The 21,060-nt window shown below is 73.0% G+C and carries 20 protein-coding genes; 15 read left to right on the top strand and 5 right to left on the bottom strand.

What is annotated here, in order from left to right; all coding sequences use genetic code 11:
* Window positions 1-52: 52 nt before the first annotated feature.
* The 6 genes from ABIQ69_RS13740 (at window position 53) to ABIQ69_RS13715 (ending at window position 7,423) form a co-directional block, all read left to right on the top strand.
* The gene (locus ABIQ69_RS13740) at window positions 53-1,075 is read left to right on the top strand and encodes an NAD(P)-dependent alcohol dehydrogenase (RefSeq protein WP_350347688.1); all 1,023 of its coding nucleotides are present in this window, start codon (window positions 53-55) and stop codon (window positions 1,073-1,075) included.
* A gap of 78 nt (window positions 1,076-1,153) precedes the next feature.
* Window positions 1,154-2,353, top strand: coding sequence for an MFS transporter (locus tag ABIQ69_RS13735; protein WP_350347687.1), 1,200 nt, complete (start codon window positions 1,154-1,156; stop codon window positions 2,351-2,353).
* Between the two features lie 36 nt (window positions 2,354-2,389).
* Window positions 2,390-2,863, top strand: coding sequence for an SRPBCC domain-containing protein (locus ABIQ69_RS13730; RefSeq protein ID WP_350347686.1), 474 nt, complete (start codon window positions 2,390-2,392; stop codon window positions 2,861-2,863).
* Window positions 2,860-3,177: a metalloregulator ArsR/SmtB family transcription factor gene (locus ABIQ69_RS13725; RefSeq protein ID WP_350347685.1), complete on the top strand. Its 318-nt coding sequence runs from the start codon at window positions 2,860-2,862 to the stop codon at window positions 3,175-3,177. Before ABIQ69_RS13730 ends, ABIQ69_RS13725 begins: the two co-directional genes overlap by 4 nt.
* Before the next feature lie 263 nt (window positions 3,178-3,440).
* On the top strand, window positions 3,441-6,533 hold the full coding sequence (locus tag ABIQ69_RS13720) for an NPCBM/NEW2 domain-containing protein (RefSeq protein ID WP_350347684.1): 3,093 nt from the start codon (window positions 3,441-3,443) through the stop codon (window positions 6,531-6,533).
* A gap of 98 nt (window positions 6,534-6,631) precedes the next feature.
* Window positions 6,632-7,423 carry a DeoR/GlpR family DNA-binding transcription regulator gene (locus tag ABIQ69_RS13715; protein ID WP_350347683.1) on the top strand — a complete coding sequence of 264 codons (792 nt, stop codon included), beginning with the start codon at window positions 6,632-6,634 and terminating at the stop codon, window positions 7,421-7,423.
* A 7-nt stretch (window positions 7,424-7,430) separates the two neighbouring features.
* On the opposite strand, the gene ABIQ69_RS13710 is transcribed toward ABIQ69_RS13715, so the two are convergent.
* A complete protein-coding gene (locus ABIQ69_RS13710) occupies window positions 7,431-8,642 on the bottom strand; it encodes an amidohydrolase (RefSeq protein ID WP_350347682.1) in 1,212 nt (403 codons plus the stop codon).
* A gap of 93 nt (window positions 8,643-8,735) precedes the next feature.
* On the opposite strand from ABIQ69_RS13710, the gene ABIQ69_RS13705 reads away from it, so the two are divergent.
* Genes ABIQ69_RS13705 through ABIQ69_RS13695 form a run of 3 tightly spaced genes read left to right on the top strand, consistent with a single transcriptional unit; the run spans window position 8,736 to window position 11,053 of the window.
* Complete coding sequence (locus ABIQ69_RS13705) at window positions 8,736-9,338, top strand: carboxymuconolactone decarboxylase family protein (protein WP_350347681.1); 603 nt, start codon at window positions 8,736-8,738, stop codon at window positions 9,336-9,338.
* On the top strand, window positions 9,335-10,228 hold the full coding sequence (locus tag ABIQ69_RS13700; RefSeq protein ID WP_350347680.1) for an RNA polymerase sigma-70 factor: 894 nt from the start codon (window positions 9,335-9,337) through the stop codon (window positions 10,226-10,228). The genes ABIQ69_RS13705 and ABIQ69_RS13700 overlap by 4 nt, the downstream gene beginning before the upstream one ends.
* 57 nt (window positions 10,229-10,285) lie before the next feature.
* Window positions 10,286-11,053 carry a hypothetical protein gene (locus ABIQ69_RS13695; protein WP_350347679.1) on the top strand — a complete coding sequence of 256 codons (768 nt, stop codon included), beginning with the start codon at window positions 10,286-10,288 and terminating at the stop codon, window positions 11,051-11,053.
* A gap of 13 nt (window positions 11,054-11,066) precedes the next feature.
* On the opposite strand, the gene ABIQ69_RS13690 is transcribed toward ABIQ69_RS13695, so the two are convergent.
* Window positions 11,067-11,561 carry a MarR family winged helix-turn-helix transcriptional regulator gene (locus ABIQ69_RS13690; protein ID WP_350347678.1) on the bottom strand — a complete coding sequence of 165 codons (495 nt, stop codon included), beginning with the start codon at window positions 11,559-11,561 and terminating at the stop codon, window positions 11,067-11,069.
* Between the two features lie 83 nt (window positions 11,562-11,644).
* Between ABIQ69_RS13690 and ABIQ69_RS13685 the strand changes: the two genes are divergently transcribed.
* Together ABIQ69_RS13685 and ABIQ69_RS13680 are read left to right on the top strand one after the other, a co-directional pair.
* Window positions 11,645-13,579 (top strand): FAD-binding protein, encoded by a 1,935-nt coding sequence (locus tag ABIQ69_RS13685; RefSeq protein WP_350347677.1) that lies wholly within the window; start codon window positions 11,645-11,647, stop codon window positions 13,577-13,579.
* Window positions 13,576-14,523: an LLM class flavin-dependent oxidoreductase gene (locus ABIQ69_RS13680; RefSeq protein WP_350347676.1), complete on the top strand. Its 948-nt coding sequence runs from the start codon at window positions 13,576-13,578 to the stop codon at window positions 14,521-14,523. Before ABIQ69_RS13685 ends, ABIQ69_RS13680 begins: the two co-directional genes overlap by 4 nt.
* A 66-nt stretch (window positions 14,524-14,589) precedes the next feature.
* On the opposite strand, the gene ABIQ69_RS13675 is transcribed toward ABIQ69_RS13680, so the two are convergent.
* Window positions 14,590-15,564, bottom strand: coding sequence for an alpha/beta hydrolase (locus tag ABIQ69_RS13675; RefSeq protein ID WP_350347675.1), 975 nt, complete (start codon window positions 15,562-15,564; stop codon window positions 14,590-14,592).
* 181 nt (window positions 15,565-15,745) lie between these two features.
* Here ABIQ69_RS13675 and ABIQ69_RS13670 point away from each other — a divergent pair, with 181 nt between their 5' ends.
* A complete protein-coding gene (locus ABIQ69_RS13670; RefSeq protein WP_350347674.1) occupies window positions 15,746-17,338 on the top strand; it encodes an ABC-F family ATP-binding cassette domain-containing protein in 1,593 nt (530 codons plus the stop codon).
* A gap of 35 nt (window positions 17,339-17,373) precedes the next feature.
* Here the strand turns inward: ABIQ69_RS13670 and ABIQ69_RS13665 are convergent, their stop codons facing one another.
* Window positions 17,374-18,054 carry a DNA alkylation repair protein gene (locus ABIQ69_RS13665; protein WP_350347673.1) on the bottom strand — a complete coding sequence of 227 codons (681 nt, stop codon included), beginning with the start codon at window positions 18,052-18,054 and terminating at the stop codon, window positions 17,374-17,376.
* Between the two features lie 84 nt (window positions 18,055-18,138).
* Here ABIQ69_RS13665 and ABIQ69_RS13660 point away from each other — a divergent pair, with 84 nt between their 5' ends.
* The 3 genes from ABIQ69_RS13660 to ABIQ69_RS13650 are packed head-to-tail and all read left to right on the top strand — an operon-like array spanning window position 18,139 to window position 20,002.
* Window positions 18,139-19,002, top strand: a complete 864-nt coding sequence (locus ABIQ69_RS13660) for a glycosyltransferase family A protein (RefSeq protein ID WP_350347672.1) — start codon at window positions 18,139-18,141, stop codon at window positions 19,000-19,002.
* Window positions 18,995-19,504, top strand: coding sequence for a dehydrogenase (locus ABIQ69_RS13655; RefSeq protein WP_350347671.1), 510 nt, complete (start codon window positions 18,995-18,997; stop codon window positions 19,502-19,504). The genes ABIQ69_RS13660 and ABIQ69_RS13655 overlap by 8 nt, the downstream gene beginning before the upstream one ends.
* A 42-nt stretch (window positions 19,505-19,546) precedes the next feature.
* Entirely contained in the window at window positions 19,547-20,002 is a 456-nt protein-coding gene (locus ABIQ69_RS13650; RefSeq protein WP_350347670.1) for a hypothetical protein, read from the top strand.
* On the opposite strand, the gene ABIQ69_RS13645 is transcribed toward ABIQ69_RS13650, so the two are convergent.
* Window positions 19,974-21,008, bottom strand: coding sequence for an NADPH:quinone reductase (locus ABIQ69_RS13645; protein WP_350347669.1), 1,035 nt, complete (start codon window positions 21,006-21,008; stop codon window positions 19,974-19,976). The two genes, ABIQ69_RS13650 and ABIQ69_RS13645, sit on opposite strands and share 29 nt — an antisense overlap.
* Window positions 21,009-21,060: the final 52 nt, after the last annotated feature.

The raw sequence follows: 21,060 nt of genomic DNA, 5'->3' as shown, positions 1-21,060 counted from the left end.
GCGATCCATCCGCGTATCTTACAGCGTAAGTCGTACGTTGTAAGGGAGCATCATGTCCGCCGATCCTCGCTCATCGAAGCCCACGGGCGTGCCGCCCACCATGCGCGCCGCCGTCGCCGATCGGTTCGGCCCGCCCGAGGTGGTGCGGATCGCCGAGGTGCCGACGCCGCGGCCCGCCGCCGGCGAGCTGCTCGTACGGATCCACGCCTCGACGGTGAGCATCGCCGATCAGCGGCTGCGCAGTCGTCGCGTGCCGCGCGGCCTCTCGCTCGTGGTCGCGCCGACCATCGGCCTCGTCCGGCCGAGGACTCGGGTGCTCGGCATGGACGCGGCGGGCACGGTCGTGGCCATCGGCGACGGAGTCGAGGCCTCCGCGCTGGGCGACGAGGTCATCCTGATGCGCGGCACGCCGATGGGATGCCACGCCGACTACGTGACGATCCCCGCCGACGGCGAGGTCGCCCGGAAGCCCCGGAACCTGAGCTTCGAGGAGGCGGCCGCGATCGTCTTCGGCGGCCATACCGCGCTGCGGTTCCTCGACGGAGTCGGGCTCGCGCCGGGCGCCGAGGTGCTCGTGAACGGGGCCTCGGGCGCCGTCGGCACGGCGGCCGTCCAGCTCGCGGCCGCACGGGGCGCGCGGGTGACCGCGGTGACGAGCGGGCGCAACGCCGACCTCGTGCGCGCGCTCGGCGCAGCGGAGGTCGTCGACTACACGCGCGAGGACTTCACCGCCTCGCCCGCCGGGGCGTACGACGTGATCGTCGACGGAGTGGGCGGCACGTCGTTCGAGCGGCTCGCGTCCCTCCTCCGGCCGGGCGGCGCCCTCCTGCTCGTCGTCGCCGACCTGCCCGCCATGCTCGCCGCGGGGCGCCGATCACGTCGGACGGGCCTCGTCGTCGATTTCCGCGGCGGATCGATGGGTGCCGACGGCATGGCGCGACTCGCCGCGCTCGCCGAGGCCGGCGAGCTCCGGCCCGTCGTCGACCGGGTGGTCGACCTCGACGACATCGTCGACGCGCATCGCTACGTCGACACCGGGCGCAAGCGCGGGAGTGTGGTCGTCAGGGTGGCCTGAGTGCGTCCATATGCAACTCAAGGGTTGCGTCGAGGCTTCAGGTGTGCAACCGTAGCGTTGCATATCTGAGGAGGTCACATGACGACGATCCATCCCGGCTCCGCGCGGCCGGCCGCCGTGCTCACGGTGCTGTTCTCGGGAGCCTTCGTGATGGGATGCGCCGAGATGCTCGTCGTCGGCCTCATCGATCTCATCGCGAGCGACCTGCACGTGTCCGTCCCGGAGGCGGGCGCGCTGGTGACCGCCAACGCCCTCGGACTCGCCGTCGGCGGCCCGCTGCTGACCCTGCTCACCACGCGCATCGACCGGCGCCGAGTGCTCCTCGCCGCCATCGTGGTGTTCGTCGCGGGCAACCTCGTCGCCGTGCTCGGCGCCGGGTACGCGGCCTTCCTCGTGGCCCGGGTGGCGATCGGCGCCGTGCAGGGGCTCTTCATCGCCGCGGCGATGGTCACGGCCCTGACGGTGTCGCCGCCCGAGCGGGCCGGCCGGGCGATGGCCATCGTCATCACGGGCTTCGCCTCGGCGAGTGCGCTCGGCCTGCCGCTCGGCACGCTGCTCGGGCAGGCGGTCGGCTGGCGCGGGTCCTTCGCTGCCGTGGTCGGCGCGGCCCTCGTCGTCCTCGTGGCCGCCGTGGCCGTCCTGCCCTCGGTGCCGACCCCGCGCGACAGCGGCGCCGCCGGCCAGGCGCGCTTCGCGTTCGCACCCCGCGTCCTCGCGATCCTCGGGCTCGCGGCCCTCGTCTTCGTCGCCGTGCAGTCGGCGATCACCTACCTGGTGCCGTTCCTGGCCGAGGTCACGGGCGTGACCGGGCCGCCGGTCGGGCTCTTCCTCGCGGCCTACGGCATCGCGACGACCGCCGGCTCGTTCGTGGGCGGACGCTTCGCCGATGCCGACGCGAGCCGGGCGCTCGTCGTCGCCACGGCCGGTCTCACCTGTTCGCTCCTCGCGATGGTCCTGCTCGGTGGGTCGCCGGTCGCGGTGGCGATCGCCGTGGTCGGGATCGGCTTCTTCGGCATGGCGACCGGCCCGTCGCTCCAGCACCGGGTCGTGGCGCTCGCGGGCGCGGGCGCCCCGCTCGCCTCGTCGCTGCCGGCCTCGGCCGTGAACGCCGGCATCGCGGGCGGTGCGTTCGCGGGAGGTGTCGCGATCGACGCGGCCGGGCTTCCCGCGGCCGCGCTCACCGGCGTCGTCGTCGCCGCGGCCTCCATCGGCGCGGCGTGGGCGACCGGGCTGCTGAAGCCGGCCGTCGCCGTCCCAGAACCTGCTGCAACCAGTTAGCTGCAGGAACCATCGAAAGGAACCATGATTGTGAGCATGACCGAGAACCAGCCGTCCGTCGTCGACGAGGACGCCTTCACCGTCCGGCGCACCATCCGGATCGCCGCGCCCATCGAGAAGGTGTGGTCGGCCGTCACGGAGCCCGCGCATATCTCGCGGTGGTTCGGCACCACAGTGCTCCACGGGGCGGGCGCCGGCGCCGAAGGCACCATCACCTTCCCCGACTACGGCGCCGTGCCGCTCCGCGTGGAGGCGATGGATGCCCCGCACCGGGTGGCATACCGCTGGAGCAACGACGACGCGGCCGGCGGGCTGCCCGACCGCATGGACGAGGCCGCCTCCACGGTCTTCACGTTCACGCTCGAGGCGGTCGCCGGGGGCACGCAGCTCACCGTCGTCGAGACGGGCTTCGAGCGGACCTCCGACCCCGCCGCCAACCTCGCGAGCCACGCCGAGGGCTGGGTCAGCGAGCTCGACAAGCTGGTCGCCCTGCTCGAGGGCGACGCATGACCGCTGGAACGCTGGTGCCGGTGTTCGCCGCACTCGGTGACGAGACCAGGTGGAGCATCCTGGAGGCGCTCGGCGAGGGCGACGCATCCGCGTCCGCCCTCGCCGGGCGGCTGCCGGTCACCCGGCAGGCGATCGCGAAGCACCTCGCGGTGCTGCAGGAGGTCGGTCTCGTGGAGCCCGTGCGCGTGGGCCGGGAGGTGCGGTTCCACGTCGTCGGCGCCGAGCTCAGCGCGACGGCGCGACGGCTCGACGCGGTCGGTGCCGAGTGGGACCGCCGCCTGGCGGCGATCAAGGAGATCGCCGAGGGGCTGTAGGGCCGCGCGCGGCGCGGCCCTGCGCCCGGCTCACCGGGATCGGATCGGCGCTGATCGAAGCTGTGCGAATGCGATCGGTGCAGCGGCATCCGATGATCGATACCGATCGCAGCGTTGCCGCTCGCGATCGCACGTCCCTACCCTGTGGCTCGGGGTGCCCCGGATGGGGGCCACGAGTCAAGGGAGACCTCGTGCAACGACGCACACCACGACCGTCGGCGACGACCGCCGCGCTCGTCACGGGAGTACTGATCGGAACGGGGATGACGGCCGTCGCAGCGGCCCCCGCCCACGCGGACGCGCCCACGGGGGAGGTGTACGTCTCCGACCTGCCGTGGCTCGCCGAGTCGAACGGGTGGGGACCCATCGAGCGCGACGCCTCGAACGGCGAGGCCGCCGCCGGCGACGGACGCACGCTCACCATCGGCGGCGTCACCTACGACAAGGGCATCGGCATGCACGCGACCGGGGCCCTCTCGGTCGAGCTCGCGGCCAACTGCACGAGCTTCTCCGCCTTCGTCGGACTCGACGACGAAGTCACCACCGGCATCGGCACCACCCGGTTCCAGGTCTACGGCGACGGCACGCTCCTCGCCGAGACCGGCGTGCTCGCCGGCACCGACGCCCCCGTCGAGCTCACGGCCGACGTGACGGGGGTCGAGGTGCTCCGCCTCGTCGCCGACGAGGCCACGAACGGCAAGAACTTCGACCACGCCGACTGGGGCGACGCGCGGCTGACCTGCTCCGACGAGCAGCCGGAGGAGCCCGCCGTCGTCGATCGCTGGAGCATCGACGGGCCGAAGGGCTCGCCGCTCGACGCCGAGCTGACGCTCGACTCCGCCGGACGGGTCGGGCTCGTCGTCCGCGAGGGCGAGACGATCGTGGTGAGCGCCGCCAGGCTCGGGCTCACGGGCAGCGACGGCGACTTCCGCTCGGGGCTGGCGTTCGTCGGCCGTGAGGACCGGCGGGTGAAGGACCGCTACACCATGACGACCGGCAAGGAGCAGGAGCGGGAGTACACGCACGCCGAGTCCGTCTTCGAGTTCGAGAACGCGGGCGGCGCCCGCTTCGCGATCGCCGTCCGTCTCGCCGACGACGGCGCCGCGTACCGCTACCTCATCGAGGGCGACGGCGAGCACCGCGTCGACGACGAGTCGGGCGCCTGGGTGCTCCCGGCCGATGGCACCGCGTGGATGCAGCGCTCCTACGCGGTGAACTACGAGGCGGAGTGGATGACCACCACCGCCACCGCGGCGAACGGCACGGGCTCGGTCGGCTACCCGGCGCTGTTCGAGCAGGGCGCGCGGTACGTCCTGCTCACCGAGTCCGACGTGCACGGCGACTACTCGGGCTCGCATCTGGCGCACGCGGCCGGCTCGCTGTCGTACGGCGTCGACCTCTTCCAGGGGCAGCGGGTCACCTCCACGGGTGACCTCTCGACCCCGTGGCGCGTCGCGATCATCGGCGGCCTCGACGGAGTCGTCGAGTCGAACCTCGTCGACGACCTCGCCACTCCCGCGCAGCTCGACGCCGACGACGCCGACTGGATCCGCCCCGGCGTGTCCAGCTGGAGCTGGCTGACCGACTGGAACAGCCCGAAGGACGAGGCGCGTCAGCGCGACTTCATCGACCTCTCGGCGCGGATGGGCTGGGAGTACGTCCTCCTCGACGAGGGCTGGGACGCCAGCTGGGTGCCCCGCACCGTGCGGTACGCCCACACCAAGGGCGTGGACGTGATCGCCTGGTTCCACAGCCGCGACCTCCGCACGCAGGAGCAGCGCGACGAGTGGCTGCCGAAGCTCGCCTCGTGGGGCGTCAGCGGCATCAAGGTCGACTTCATGGACACCGACAGCCAGGAGATCCACCGCTGGTACGACGCCGTCGCCGCCGACACGGCGAAGCACCACCTGATGATCAACTTCCACGGCTCGGCCCTGACGACCGGCCTGCAGCGCACGTGGCCGCACATCATGTCGTACGAGGCCGTGCGCGGTGCGGAGAACGGCATCAACCCCGAGCGGAGTCTGATCGTTCCGTTCACGCGCAACGTCGTCGGCTCGATGGACTGGACGCCGGTGACCTTCTCGCGCGGCAACGGCAACTCGTCGAAGGCGCATGAGGTGGCCATGGCGATCGTGTACGAGTCGGGATGGCAGCACCTCTCCGACAAGCCGGAGGCGTACGCCGCCGAGCCGAACGCGATCCCCTTCCTGCAGAACCTGCCGCAGTCGTGGGAGGCCACGAAGCTCGTCAGCGGCACGCCGGGCTCCGACGTCGTGCTCGCCCGTCAGTCGGGCGACCGCTGGTTCGCGGGGGGCATGCGCGCGGGCTCCGGTGCGCCGCTCGAGCTGCCACTCGCGGAGTTCGGCGGCAAGCGGCTGATCGTCGACCTGCTCGCCGACGACGGTGCCAACGGCTCGGCGACGGTCGCCTCGACGGTCGAGGCGTCCTCGCGGGACGTGCTTTCGGTTCCGACGGCGACGAACGGCGGCTTCGCCGCGGTGATCTGCCCGGCGTCGCCGCACCGCACGACGTGCCTCGAGCCGGTGGAGCCGGGCCCGGCCGCCGCCCTCCAGGTCGAGCCGGTCGAGGCGGAGGTGCAGCCCGGCAGCACGTTCGACGTCACCGCGTCGTTCTCGGTCGCGGACCGCGACGTCCGCAAGGTCGTCCTCGCCCCGGCCGTGCCCGAGGGGTGGGCCGTCGAGGGTGAGCCCGCGACGGCGAAGCGGCTCGCCGCCGGCGAGGTGCTGCAGGCGACCTGGCGGGTGAGCGTCCCCGCCGACGGGGCGAGCGGCACGGTCGAGCTGCCCGTCACGGCGGAGTACCGCGACGGCAACCGGCCCGGCGCCGCGTCGAGCCAGGCGACGGTCTGGGTGACGCCGCCGCCGCTCGACGGCACGGTGTACCTCTCCGACGTGGCCTGGCTCGCCGAGAGCAACGGCTACGGGCCGGTCGAGCGCGACCAGTCGAACGGGCAGGCCGCCGCCGGCGACGGGCGCCCGCTCGAGATCGACGACGTGACCTACGAGAAGGGCATCGGCATGCATGCCACGGGATCGATCACGGCGTGGGTCGGCGGCACCTGCTCGGTGTTCGACGCGATCGTCGGCATCGACGACGAGGTGCTCGAGACGCCGGGCGAGAGCGGCACCGGGTCGGTCCGCTTCCAGGTCTTCGGCGACGGGCGGCTCCTCACCGAGACCGCGGTGCTGACCAACGCGGATGCCGCGCTCCCGCTCTCGGTCGACGTGACGGGCGTCCAGCGGCTGCAGCTGGTCGCGCACGAGGCGACGAACGGGAAGAACTTCGACCACGCCGACTGGGCCGACGCGAAGCTCACCTGCAGCGCGAGCTGAGGGGCGGCCGGCGGGGCGGAGCGAGCGCCGACGGCGCCGCCCGCCCTGCCGGCCGGGTCATAGGGTGAAGGCACGCAAGCACGGCCACAGGAGGCGACGTGTTCACGGATGAACGCCGGCAGGTGATCCTCTCGGCCCTCGCGGTGCACCGATCGATCTCGGTCGCCGACCTGTCGCGCATGGTGCGCTCGTCGGAGATCACCGTGCGCCGCGACCTGAAAGCCCTCGAGGAGGGCGGGCATCTCGTGCGCCACCGGGGCGGGGCATCCGTCGCGCGATCGGTGATGGACGAGCCGACGTACCGGGAGAAGCGCGTCGTCGCGGCCGCGCACAAGCTCGCGATGGCCGAGCTCGCCGCCGACCTCGTGGACGACGGCGACGTCGTGATGCTCTGCGCCGGCACGACGACGCAGGCCGTCGCCACCCGGCTCGCCCGGCGACGGCTGATGGTGGCGACGACGTCGCTGCTGGTCGCCGACGCGCTCGCGGATGCCCCGGACGTGGAGGTGCTGCTCATCGGCGGCATCCTGCGCGGCAACATCCGTGCGGCGATCGGGGGAGAGGCGGAGCGCGCGGTCTCGCGCCTGCGGTTCCAGACGGTGTTCCTGTCGGGCAACGGGCTCACCGCGGCCAACGGGCTCAGCACGCCCAACATGCACGTCGCGAGCCTCGACCGCGCCGCCGTGGAGGCGGCGCAGCGCGTGGTGGTGCTCGCCGACCACACGAAGGTCGGCACCGACTCGATGATGCAGACGGTGCCGACCGAGCGGATCGACGTGCTGATCACCGACGACGGCGCCGACCCCGGTGAGCTGGAGCGCTTCCGCGCCGCGGGCGTCGAGGTGCGCGTCGCCGACTCGGGCGCCCCGGCCGAGCCGGCGGCGCCCTGACCCCGGATCAGTCGAGCCACTCCCTGGCGGCCGCGACGAGCGCCGCGACGCCGGTCGACAGCGTCGGCTCGATGAGCGGCGCGAAATGGGGGGAGTGGTTCGAGGGCACGTCCTCGGGCAGTCGGCCGGTGCGCAGCGCGTCGGCGAACATCGCCGGGTCGAACCCGCCGAGGAACCAGTAGACGAGCGGGGCGCCTGCGGCGGTGGCGAGCACGCCCACGTCCTCGCTGCCGGAAATGGCTCCCGGGTCGAGCACCCGCCCCTCGCCGAGGGCCGCCTGCAGCGCCTGGAACGTGCGCGCCGTGGCGGCGGGCTCGTTGACGGTGAGCGGGAAGCGCTCGAGATAGACGAACTCCGGCTCCCGCGGGGCGCCCGACGCCTTCGCCTCGGCCTTCACGATGCGCTCGATCGCGGCGATCACCTTGTCGCGCACCGAGTCGTCGAGGGTGCGGACGCTGAGCCCGAGCCGGGCGGACGGCGGGATGATGTTGTTCTTCGTGCCGGCGTGCAGCTGCCCGACGGTGACGACGGCGCTGTCGGCCGGCGCGATCTCGCGGGCCACGATGCCCTGCAGGCGCGTGACGACGTTCGCCGCGAGGTAGACGGGGTCAACGGTCGTCTCAGGGCGCGACCCGTGCCCGCCGGTGCCGTCCAGCACGATGTCGAGCGAATCGGCTGCGGCCATCGCGACGCCCGCGTGCAGCCCGGCGAAGCCGGCCGGGAAGGGCGCGACGTGCTGGCCGAGCACGACATCGGGCTTCGGCACCCGGTCGTAGAGGCCGTCTTCGACCATGCGCTCCGCGCCGCCGCCCCACTCCTCGGCCGGCTGGAACAGCACCACGAGCGTGCCCGACCAGTCGTCGGACGCCGTCAGCACCTCTGCGGCGCCCAGCAGGCACGTGACGTGCACGTCGTGGCCGCAGGCGTGCATCACGGGCACGTCGTTGCCGTCGGCGTCGGTGCCGCGCGCCGTGGACGCGTACTCGAGGCCCGTCGCCTCCTGCACTGGCAGCCCGTCCATGTCGGCGCGCAGCAGCACCGTGGGGCCGGTGCCGCGTTCGAGCACGCCGACGACGCCCGTGCCGCCGATGCCGGTGGTGACCGCGTACCCGAGCGCCGTCAGCTGCTCGGCGACGATGCCGGCGGTGCGGTGCTCCTGGAACGAGAGCTCGGGGTGGGCGTGCAGATCGCGGTAGATCGCGGCGAGATCGATGGTCATGTCGAAAGCGTAGGCGGTCGGGATGTCACACCCGCGGCCCGGCCGGTGTCTCCATGTCGACCGCAGCTGAGACGACCGCCATCGGAGGACGACATGACCGACATCGCACGCATCCCCGCCGCCCGGGTCACCGGGTTCACCGGCACCCTCGTGAAGCTCGTGGCGAACCGGATGCTCGGACAGGTGCCCGACCAGATCGGCGTGATGTGGCACAACAAGCGGGTGCTCATGGACCTGATGGGCGTCAACCGCAAGGTCGAGAAGTGGCACGAGCTCGACGAGGACCTCGCCTCGCTCGCGCACATGGCGACCGCAGCGGCGGTCGGCTGCAGCTTCTGCCTCGACCTCAACTACTTCATGGCCCACAACCGGGGCCTCGACGAGGCCAAGGCGCGCGAGGTGCCGAGGTGGCGGGAGTCATCCGTGTTCACGCCCGTCGAGCGGCGCGTCATGGAGTACGCAAACGGGATGAGCCAGACGCCCGTCGCCGTCACCGACGACCTCGTCGAGGCGCTCCGCCGCGACCTCGGGGAGGCGGCCCTGCTGGAGCTCACCGCGCGGATCGGCGTTATGAACCTCAGCGCACGGTCGAACGTGGCGCTCGGCATCCACTCGGCGGAGTTCGCCACGAGTTGCGGTCTGCCGCCGCTCGCCGCGCCGGCCGAGGAGGCATCCGCCGTAGGGTCGATCGCATGATGAGCCCCGCCGGCCTCGAAGGCGACCCGTTCGTCACGCACCGCAACCTGCTCTTCACCGTCGCGTACGAGCTGCTCGGCTCGGCCGCCGACGCGGAGGACGTGCTGCAGGAGTCGTGGCTTCGCTGGGCCGCCGACGACCGCACCGACGTGCGCGACCCGCGCGCGTACCTCGTGCGCATCGTCACGCGGCAGGCGCTGAACCATCTCCGCTCGCAGGCGAGGCGCCGCGAGCAGTACGTGGGCGAGTGGCTGCCCGAGCCGCTGCTCACGAGCCCGGATGTCGCGGACGACGTCGAGCTCGCCGAGAGCGTGTCGATCGCCATGCTGACGGTGCTGGAGACCCTCGGGCCGGCCGAGCGGGCGGTGTTCGTGCTGCGCGAGGTGTTCGACGTGCCCTACGACGAGATCGCGGAGGCGGTCGGCAAGACTCCGGCGGCCGTCCGGCAGATCGCGCATCGCGCGAAGGAGCACGTGGCCGCTCGTCGCCCGCGGGTGTCGGTCGACCGCGCCGAGCAGGAGGCCGTGGTGGCGAAGTTCGTCGCGGCGGTGAACTCGGGCGACATGCAGGGCCTGATGGACGTGCTCGCGCCCGACGTCGTCTCGGTGGCCGACGGCGGCGGGCTCGTGAAGGGTGCCGCACGACGGCCGATCGAGGGCGCGGAGAAGATGGCGCGGTACCTGCTCGGCGGGCTCGCGAAGCTCGACCGCCCGTTCCTCGCGCAGCCGGCGTGGATCAACGGGCAGCCGGCCGTGCGCGCGGAGGTCGGCGGCGAGCTCGTCGGCGCCGTGAGCGTGGTGATCGAGGGCGGGCGCATCACGCGCATCTTCTCCGTCGCGAACCCGAACAAGCTCGGCTGGCTCGACGAGGAGGCGGCGCTGGCGCGCTGAGCGTGGCGCGTGGGCGATCGGACGCTCCGGCGCACGGGCGCACGACAGAATGGGCACGTGACCGACGCTCCATCATCGACCGAGTCGACCGACCGCACCGTCACGCTGCCGATCGCCGTGGTCTCCCTCCTCGCGGTGGTGCTCTCCGCCATTCCGCTGCTGCTGCTCGATCCGCAGGCCGACGACGGGTTCGCCGTCTTCGCCGCCGTCGCGGGCGTGCCCATGCTGGCGAGCGCCGTGGTCATCCTCATCGTCTCCCGCACGGTCGGCTCGTCGCGGCGGTTCTCCCCGAGGGCGCTGTGGTGGGTACTCGTGGTGATGCCGCTCGGTATTCTGGCGTGCTCGGTGCCGACGATCCTCGGGAACGCGGAGTACTTCGAGGCCGAGACCGCGGGCGGCTTCATCGGCACGCTCGCGCTGATGCTCGGCATCATCGTGTTCGCGATGGCGCTCGGTGGTCTCGTCTGGTTCTTCGGGCTGTTCCCGCTCGACATGGTGGTGCGGCTCGTGGAGCGCCGGGTGCGGGGCGAGCGCATCTCGGCCGGCATGTTCGTGGTGCCCCTGGTCTTCCTCGCGCTCGGCGCGGTGATCGTCATCGGCGGGCTGTCGCTCGACGGGCTCGCGCCCGGCCGGATCGCGGGCGGGCAGATCCTCGGGGCGCTGCTCGGCATCCCCGGCACGTACGATGTGGCGTGGCCGGCGGGCCTGTGGATCGTCCGGATCCTCGTCGCCGCGCTGCTGCTGGCGCTCGTCGTGCCGGCGATCCTCCGCCGGGCCCGGACCCGCGGCCGAGCACCCTCAGGCGAGACGGCGCCGCAGGACTGACCGGCGCGGGGGCTCAGGCCTCCTCGGCGACCTCGCACGGGTCGGTGACGTCGTCGCCCGTGGCGACGGCCGCCTTCGTGAGCAGCCGGCGGAGGACGGTTCGCTCCTCGGCGGGCAGCCCGGCGAGCAGCTCGTTCTGCGCGTCGACGACGCGGGCGCAGGCGGCCTCGATGAGCTCGCGACCCCGCTCCGTCGCCACGATCTGGCGCTGGCGGCGGTCGGCCGGATTCGGCCGGCGCTCGACGAGCCCCTCGCGCTCGAGATCGTCGACGAGGTAGGTCATGACGGTGCGGTCGATGCCGAGATGGTTCGCGAGGGCGAGCTGGCTCGGCCGGGTGCCGCGGAGCACCTCGGCCATGGTCTCGTAGCCGCGCGGGCCGTGAGGGAAGTCGCCGAGCGCGCGCTGCACACGGTCGCGATAGCTGCGGAGCAGCACGCCGAGCGCCCAACCGAAATCGTCACCGAGGTCGAGCCCGGCGACGGGCGCAGGTCGGACTGGATCGGTCATCGCTCCATCCTACCAATCGTGCGGGGAAATAAATCATCTGTGAATTCGATTATCTTTTCTGCAACGTGAAATCTGGAGGATGGATGTCCCTCGAACTCGGAGTCCTGATCGAGCCCGACTGGGTCGCCGGCCCCGGCCCCGGCGCCAGCGCCGGCGCGGCCGACCGGCCCGACCCCACGACCGAGCTGACCCGCGCCGCCGAGGCCGCGGGGCTCGACCTCGTCGTGCTCACGACCGGCCGCGACGCGCCCGAGTCGGGGCTCGACCCCTGGACGACGGCGGTGTGGCTCGCGGCGCGCACGACCCGCATCGCGATCGGGGTCGCCGAATCCCGCACGGCACGCACGCCCCTCGATGCGGAGGCGCCCGTGCCGAGCATGCTCGCGCGCGGCCGCGAGGCCGCCGACGTGCTCGCGCCGGGCCGGCTCATCACCGCCCGCCCCGATCAGGGCGCCGGGCGTCCCTGGGTCGTCGCCGCCGCAGACGCGGGCGCCGACGACCTCGCCGCGCTCGCCGAAGCCGGCCTGCCGGTCGTCGTTCCCGCCCGCACGCTCGACGACGTGGCCCGGCTCGGCGCCATCGCCGCCGAACTCCGGACCCGCGTGCCCGCCGCCCCGCGTCGCTCCGTCGCCGTGCGCGCTCGCCGCGTCGCCGGGATCGACTACGACGGCGTGCCCGAGTCCCTCGCCGCCCGAGCCGTCGAACCCGGGGATGCCGCCTTCCGCCGCGTCTCATCGACCTACCTCCGCGGCGGCGCCCCCGGCCTCGTGCTCCGCCCTCGCTCCGTCGAGGAGGTGGCTGACGCGGTCGGGTTCGCGGCGAGGCATCCCGGCGTCCAGCTCGGCATCCGCAGCGGCGGCCACGGCATCAGCGGCCGGTCGACCAACCGCGGCGGCATCGTGATCGACGTCGGCGCGCTCGACGGCATCGAGGTGCTCGACCGGGCGCGGCGGCTGGTCCGCATCGGCCCGGGCGCGACGTGGAAGCGCGTCGCCGCGGCGCTGCAGCCGTACGGCTGGGCGCTCGGCTCGGGCGACTACGGCGGGGTCGGCGTCGGCGGCCTCGCGACGGCGGGCGGCATCGGCCTGCTCTCCCGGGCGCACGGACTCACCATCGACCACCTCCGCGCCGTCGAGCTCGTGCTCGCCGACGGCACCTGGGTGCGAGCGAGCGCCGAGGAGCATCCCGACCTCTTCTGGGCGGTCCGCGGCGCTGGGGCGAACTTCGGCATCGCGACGGCGTTCGAGTTCGAGGTCGACGAGGTCGGCGAGGTCGGGTGGGCGAAGCTCGCGCTCGTGACGCCCGACCTCGAGGGCAGTCTCCGCGACTTCGGGCGGCTCGCGAGCGGTGCGCCGCGCGATACGACCGTGTTCCTCGTCACCGGCGCTCCGCGCGAGGGGCAGTCGGTGCTGCAGCTGTACGCGATGGTGGACGACGACCGCCCCGACGAGATCGTCGAGCGGCTGACGCCGTTCACCTCACTCGGCCTCCTCGCCCAGCAGCAGGCGGCGGTAATGCCGTATCGCGACGTCATGGCCGAGGCCGCAGACGTCGGACCCGACGGACATCACGGCGCGGGTGAGCCGGTGTCGCGCTCGGCGTTCCTGCCCGAGCTCACCCCGGCCTTCGCCCGGGACACCGCGCGGCTGCTGGAGCGCGGACTCGTCTCCTTCTTCCAGCTCCGCACCATGGGCGGCGCCATCGCCGATGTGCCGTCCGACGCGACGGCCTTCGCCCACCGAACCGTCGGATTCCAGGTGACGGCCATGGGGCCCGACGACGAGGCGCTCCGCGACGCCTGGCGCGGACTCCGCCGTCACTTCGACGGGCTCTACCTGAGCTTCGAGACGAGCCGCGACCCGCAGGCGCTCCCCGACGCGTTTCCCGAGCCGACGCTCGGCCGCCTCCGCGAGCTGAAGCGCCGGTACGATCCGGGCAGCGTCTTCCGCGACAACTTCTTCATCGACCCGGCGGCCGCGGAGGCCGCCACCCCGACCCGGCTGGAGGCCGCATCATGACCGACTACGGACACGACCTGAAGTTCGGCACCTTCGTCACGCCCTCCGCGCAGGGCGCGCAGCACGCGATCGACGTTGCCGTGGCATCCGATCGCGCAGGGCTCGACCTCGTGACCTTCCAGGACCACCCGTATCAGGCGGCGTTCCTCGACACGTCGACGCTGCTCGCCTTCGTCGCCGCGCGCACCGAGCGGGTGCACGTGAGCGCGAACGTGGCGAGCCTGCCGCTGCGTCCGCCGGCGGTGCTCGCGCGGGCGGCCGCCTCGCTCGACATCCTGAGCGGCGGCCGGTTCGAGCTCGGCCTCGGGGCGGGCGCGTTCTGGGACGGCATCGCGGCGATGGGCGGCCGGCGGCTCACCCCGGGTCAGGGCGTCGACGCGCTGCGGGAGGCGATCGCGATCATCCGCGACCTCTGGGACGTGGATGCCTCGGGCCGCGTGTCGCATCACGGCAGGTACTACGACGTGGCGGGTGCGAAGCGGGGGCCGCGCCCGGCGCATGACATCGGCATCTGGATCGGCTCGTACCAACCGCGCATGCTCGCGCTCACGGGCGAGCTCGGCGACGGCTGGCTGCCGACGCTGGAGTACCTGCCGCGCGGCGTCGCGTCGCTCGCCGACCACAACGCCCGCATCGACGAGGCGGCGGTGGCCGCGGGCCGGTCGCCGGCCGACGTGCGGCGCCTGCTGAACGTGATGCGCGTCGGGCTCTCGCCGGTGTCGCGGGGGCTGCTCGAGGGGCCGGTCGAGCAGTGGGTCGACCAGCTCGCGACGCTGGCCCTCGAGCACGGCGTGACCGCGGTGCTCATCGGCGGCGACGACCCGGTGCTCGCCGAACGGTACGGCGCGGAGATCGCGCCCGCGGTGCGGGAGCTCGTGGCGACGGAGCGCGCGCCGGGCCGGTTGAGGCGCGGCGAGCCGGTTGAGGCGGGCCGGGCGGGTTGAGGCCTGCCGGCCGGCGAGCTGAGGGCGAGTGGCTGCCGGCGCCGGAGGCCCGGCGCCGGCAGCACCTCATGCCGCAGCGGCGGACCGCTCCGCCGCCCGCTCGAACGCCGCACGCAGCTCGTGCACGGCGAGCTCGACGGCGACCGATGACGCGGCGGTCTCCCGCAGCGGGTTCAGCATCATGAAGTCGTGGATCGTGCCGTTCACGCGGATGCTCGTGGTGCGCACGCCTGCGGCCGTGAGCTTGCGCGCGTAGGCCTCGCCCTCGTCGCGGAGGACGTCGTTCTCGTCGACGACGACGAAAGCGTCGGGGAGCCCGGCGAGGTCGTCGAGCGTCGCGCGGAGCGGTGATGCGGTGATCTCCGCCCGCCGGTCGAGGTCGGGCAGGTACGCGTCCCAGAACCAGGCCATGCTCTTGGCGAGCAGGAACGGGCCGGCGGCGAACTCGCGGTAGCTGTCGGTGTCCTGCGCGGCATCCGTCACCGGGTAGTACAGCGACTGGTGCACGAACGTCACGTCACCGCGCTGCTTGGCCATGATGGCGACGGCCGCGGTCATGTTGCCGCCGACCGAGTCACCGGCGACCGCGAGCCGTGAGGCGTCGAGCCCTTCGTCGGCACCGTGCCGGGTGATCCACTGCGCCGCGGCGTACGCCTGCTCGATGGCCACGGGATAGCGCGCCTCCGGCGACCGGTCGTACTCGACGAACGCGACGGCCGCGTCGGCACCCGTCGCCAAGTCGCGCACGAGACGGTCGTGCGTCCCGGCGTTGCCGAGCACCCAGCCGCCGCCGTGGATGTACAGGACGACGGGCAGGGGCCCGTGGGCACCCGGGGGCGTCACGATGCGGACCCGGACGTCGCCGACCTCGGCGGGCACGGTCACCCAGCGCTCGTCGACCTCCGCCTTGGGGACGGGTGCCGCCTGCACGTCGTCGAGGACCTTCCGGGCCTCGTCCGGCGTCATCTGGTAGAAGTACGGCGGCTGGGCCGTCGCGTCGGCGAGCGCCTGCGCGGCGGGCTCGAGAATGTGGTCGGTCATGATGGGTCCCTTCCGAGAGATGGCCGGCCGCCGGTCGGCGGGCCGGGTGGATCGGGTTCATCAGCGAGGACCGGGTCGGTGCGCCGGCTGTGACAGGTCGTTCAGGAGGGCGTCGGTAGAGTTGGCGCGGCTGGAGGCATCCGTCTCGCCGTCTCTCTTCCCACCCGACGCGAGGACCCCTGTGAGCCTGATCCGCCTGAACGACGTGAGCATCGACTTCGACGGGCGTCCCGTGCTGAAAGAGGCGTACCTGAAGCTGCGGCGCGGCGACCGGGTCGGGCTCATCGGCAAGAACGGGACAGGGAAGACCACGTTCCTCGAGATCGTGCTGGGCCGGCGCGAGCCGACGGGCGGCACGGTCGATGTGACGCAGGGCACGACGATCGGGTACTTCTCGCAGTTCTCCGAGCTCGACGGCGAGCAGAGCGTGCAGCAGACGCTCAGCGCGCACTTCACCGAGGTGCACGAGACCCAGGCGCGGCTCGACGAGATCGGCGCGCAGCTCGCCGAACCCATGACGGATGCCGCGATGACGAAGCTGCTCGCCGAGCAGGGCGAGCTGTTCGAGCGCATGGATGCCATCGGCGGCTGGACCTACGAGACGACGATCGACACCGTGCTCACCCGCCTCGGCTTCGACGAGGAGCGCCGGCATCTGCCGGTCGACCGGCTCTCGGGCGGATGGCGGAACCGCGCGGCGCTCGCGCTCATCCTCGTGCAGGCGCCCGATGTGCTGCTCCTCGACGAGCCCACGAACTTCCTCGACCTCGACGGCGTGAAATGGGTCGAGAACTGGTTGCAGGGCTTCGCCGGCGCGGTGCTCGTGGTCTCGCACGACCGGCAGTTCCTCGACGGCGTCGTCACCCGGATCATCGAGATCGAGAACTACCGGCTGCAGGAGTACGAGGGCGACTACTCGGCGTACGTGCACGCCAAGCAGTCGCGGCTGAAGATGCTCGAGCGCCAGTTCGCGCACGAGGAAGAGCTGCTCGGGTACGAGCAGGCCGCCGCGACCGCCCGCCGGGAAGCCGCGCGGAACCCGTCGAACGCCGTCGCCCGCCGGCTCGCCGACATCAAGAAGCGGCAGGCGCCGCGCCCCATCGACCAGATCATCACCTCGATCTACGACGGCCTGAAGGTGTCCAACGACCTGCTCACGGTGACCGGCCTCACGAAGGGCTTCGGCGGCGACCCCCTGTTCGCCGACGTCTCGTTCGACCTGCAGCGTGGCGACCGCGTCGCCGTCATCGGCTCGAACGGGTCGGGCAAGTCGACGCTGCTCGACGTGCTGACCGGGGAGACGGAGGCCGACTCGGGCTCGGTGCGGTGGGCGAAGGGCGCCAGGTACGTGTCGTACAACCGCGTGTACGCCGAGCTCGACCTGACCGACACCGTCGGGCACGCCGTGAACGCGTACCCCGACTCGCTGGCGTTCGCGGCCACGAAGAAGAGCGTGGCCCGGTTCCTCGCGATGCTGCAGTTCTCGGAGGCCGATCTGCAGCAGAAGATCGGCACCCTGTCGGGCGGTCAGCGTGCGCGGGTCGCGATCGCGCAGTGCCTGCTCTCGGGCGCCGCGGTGATCGTGCTCGACGAGCCGACGAACCACCTCGACATCACGTCGACGCAGGTGATGGAGCGGGCGCTCACCCATTTCCCGGGCGCCGTGCTCGTCGTGAGCCACGACCGGTTCTTCGTCGACAAGCTCGCCGACCGGCTCCTCGTGTTCGAGGGTGCGGGCCGGGTCCGCGAGACGCCGGCGACCGGGGCGCTGTAGCGCGGCGGGGTCGGCGCGCGTCGCGCGGCGCCGGCTCAGCCCTCGCGGCGGCGGACGATCTCGGTGATCCAGATCGGCGCGAACGGCGACGTGCAGCCGGGCGGCGTGGGGTAGTCGGCGAGCACCTGCAGGCGCTCGCCGATGTCGATGGCGCGCTCGCGGAGCGCCGGCTCGTGGATGCCGATCTGCGCCAGGGTCTCGTTCATCGCCCACTGCAGAGGAGGGGGAGCGGACTGCAGCTCCCGCTCGATCTGGTCGAGCAGCGCCTCGAGGTCGAGTCCGTCGCGCTGCTTCACGACGCGTTCGGTGGTAAGCGACCACGCGGCCGCGGCGACCGTGGGGTCGGGGTCGTCGAACCAGCGCAGCCGCAGCTCCTCGGCGAGCGGCGACTTCTTCGCCAGGTAGTTCACGAACCAGTCGTTCACCTTCGGCGCGCTCGGCTCGCGAAGCATCCGGTCGAGTTCGTCGGCGTCGAAGTCGCGAGGCCGGCAGATGAGCAGTGACAGCAGCCTGGGGGCGGTCTCGCCCGTGGCCCAGAGCTCTCGGGCGAGGGCGGGGTCGATCTTGATGCGCTTGGCCAGCGCCCGCAGCCGGCTGAGGTTCACGCCGTGGTCGTCGCCGTGGCGTTCGTTGACGGCCCGCATCTTCGGATCCTCGAGCGCGGCGAGCGCGGCGAGCACAGTGTCGAGGGTGAAGCCGGCGGCGGTGTCCGTCATCCGTCCAGGGTACGTGCGCGGGCGTGACGTGGCGAGGCCGTCAAGCCCGTGCCGTCTGCGCTGCACCGCCGGTAGCCTCGCCGGATGCCGCCGACCGCCCATGACCGTCGTCGCCGGCGTCGCCCGCCCCGCGACGAGCTGCGGGACGCGCCCGGCGCGGGGGCATCCGTCTCGGTGGTGGTGCCGGTGCGCGACGATGCGGCGCTGCTCCGTCGATGCCTCGCCGCGCTCGCCCGGCAGACGGTCGCGCCGCACGAGGTGATCGTCGTCGACAACGGCTCGACGGATGCCTCGGCCGAGGTCGCCCGCGCGTTCGGCGCCCGCGTCGTGGCGGAGCCGCACGTCGGCATCCCGGCCGCGGCGGCGACGGGCTGCGACCACGCGACGGGCGAGGTGATCGCGCGACTCGACGCCGACTGCGTGGCCCCGCCCGACTGGATCGCGCGCATCGGCCGGCGCTTCGCCGTCGACCCCGGACTCACGGGGCTAACGGGGCCGGCGCGCTTCGTCGACGGGCCGCGCGCGCTTCGGCTGCCGCTCGCGGCACTGTATGTCGGCGCCTACCGCGCGGTGATGGTGCCGACGCTCGGGCACACGCCGCTGTTCGGCTCGAACTTCGCCGTGCGCCGCTCCGCGTGGGAGGCGGTCAGCCGCGACGTGCACCGATTCGACGACCTCATGCACGACGACATGGACCTCTCGATGCATCTCGGCGCCGTGCATCTCGACGCCCGGCGCCGGTTCCGCTTCGATCGGCGGCTCCGCATGGGCATGGCGATGCGCGCGATCACCGGCGGCGGGGGCGGTCTCCGCATCCGGCGCGGCGTCCACTCCGTGGTCGCGCACTGGCCGGAGGAGCTGCCGTGGAAGCGCTGGCGACGACGTCTCTCCGCGGCCGTCTCCGAATCGCGCGACAATGGTGGGCGACGAAGGGGAGGCCATGGCTGAGACGACGGAACCGACGGCGACCGGAGACGCGACGATCGGATCGCCCGCGACCGGTGCGGCGACGACGCTGCCCGCGGCCTCGACCGATGTCGCGCACGGACCCGGCCACCACGCGATCGGCTGCCCGCAGTGCTTCGAGGAACTGCAGCGCAACCACGACTGGTGGAAGGCGCGGCCCGAGGGCTCGCGCCTGGTCGGCCTCGTCATCGCCCGCGACGACATGCCGTCGGTGACCGAGCAGCGCAACGACCTCGCCCGCTTCGGCGTCGCGATCCTCGATTTCAAGCACCCGGTGCCCGAGGTGTCGGTCACGTGGGAGCAGCGGCTCAGCCGCATCTTCGAGACGCTGCGGGCGGGCGACGTGCTCGTCGTGTCCAACGAGCGGGCGCTCGGCCGCACGCCCGACGAGGTGGCCCGCACCATCCGGGCCCTGCGACGGCACAACCTCGTCGTGAAGGTGCTGAGCCACGGCGCCCCGCACCTGGAGGACGCGCGGAGCTGAGTCGGCCGCGATGCGCGGAGGCATCCGCCCTACGCTGATGGGGTGGATGCCTGCACCGCCCTCGCGAACTGGATCGACCGTCTCGCCGCGCTGGGGCTGAGCGACCGCCGGTTCCTGAAGGAGGTCGGGCGTGCCGGCGGCGTCCGGCGCGGACCGCTGTGGCTGACGGATGCCGCGAGCGGCGGCAGCAACCGCATCCGCGGCCGGGGCTTCCAGCCCGAGCTCGACGACGACACCGACGGGCAGGCGCGGCACTTCGCCGGATCGGTGGCGGTGGCGGCGCGGATCGGCGGACGGGCGACGCGGTGGCTGACCCGCACGCTGCTGCGCGACGGCCCCGCCACGGCGGACGGCCGGCTGACCGACGAAGCGATCGCGTTCGTCGAGGAAATCCGGTCGGGGACGCTCCGTCAGGCGGACGCCTCGGCGTGGCTGCGCCGACGGCTCTGCGGGGCGGGACTCGTCGGCGCTACGCCGGCTCCGGCGCGACGTCGATGAGCACCTTGCCGACCGTCGCCGCCTCGACGGCGTCGTGCGCCTCCGCGGTCTGTTCGAGCGGGAAGCGCGTGAGCGGCAGCCCGGCATTCTCGCCGACGGGCAGTGCGCCGTCGTCGAGGGCGCGGCCGATGTCGGCGGCGGCCGCTGCGAGCGGCTCGGCGCCGACGGTATAGAGCAGCAGGAACTGGATCCTGACGTTGAGCGCGAAGTGGTGCCGCACGTCGAGCGACATCTCGCCGCCCCCGTCGGTCGCGTACACCGCGATGGAGCCGTGGTTGGCGATGACGCGCGAGTTCAGCTCGGCGTTGCGGGCGGGCGACACCTCGACGACCTGGTCGACTCCGTCGGGTGCGATGGCGCGGATGGCGCTCGCCGCGTCTTCCGTGCGGTAGTTCACCACGTGGTGGGCGCCCGCCGCGGTCGCGAGCGCCGCCTTCTCGGGCGAGCTGATCGTCGTGATGACGCGGGCGCCGGCCCAGCGTGCCAGCTGGATCGCCGCATGGCCGACCGCGCCGGCGCCGCCGGCGACGAGCACGGTGCGGCCGTCGAGCGCGCCGGGCGCGAGCCGCTGCGGCCCGCCCTCGTGCACCGTGAGCGCACGGTGCGCGGTCATCGCGGGCACGCCGAGGGATGCCCCGAGCTCGAAGCTCGCCGAGTCGGGCAGGTGCACCACCCGGGAGGCCGGGAGCACGGTGAACTCCTGCGCGGTGCCCGTCGGCCGCTCGTGCGCGGCGAGGAAGACCCAGACCCGGTCGCCCGGCGCGAATCCGTCGACGCCGTCGCCGACCGCGTCGACGACGCCCGAGCCGTCCTGGTTCGGCACGACCTCATCGAACGGGGTCGGCCTGCCGGGCTGCGCGCCCGCCCTCGCCTTCCAGTCGGTCGGGTTCACCCCCGAGACGACAATGCGCACGCGCACCTCACCGGCGGCGGGCTCCGGCACGTCGCGTTCGACGAGTCGGAGGACGGACGAGGCACCGGTCTGCGCGTAGGCGATCGCTCTCATGCTGAGGGCAACGCACCGCGGGCGGCGGGTGTTCCGACCGGGCCGTTCCGAC

It is taken from the genome of Agromyces sp. G08B096 (assembly GCF_040267705.1).
In the GTDB taxonomy this organism is placed as follows: Bacteria; Actinomycetota; Actinomycetes; order Actinomycetales; family Microbacteriaceae; genus Agromyces.
The sequence above is the reverse complement of the archived record's forward strand: the minus strand, read 5'-3'. Positions and strand labels throughout refer to the sequence as shown.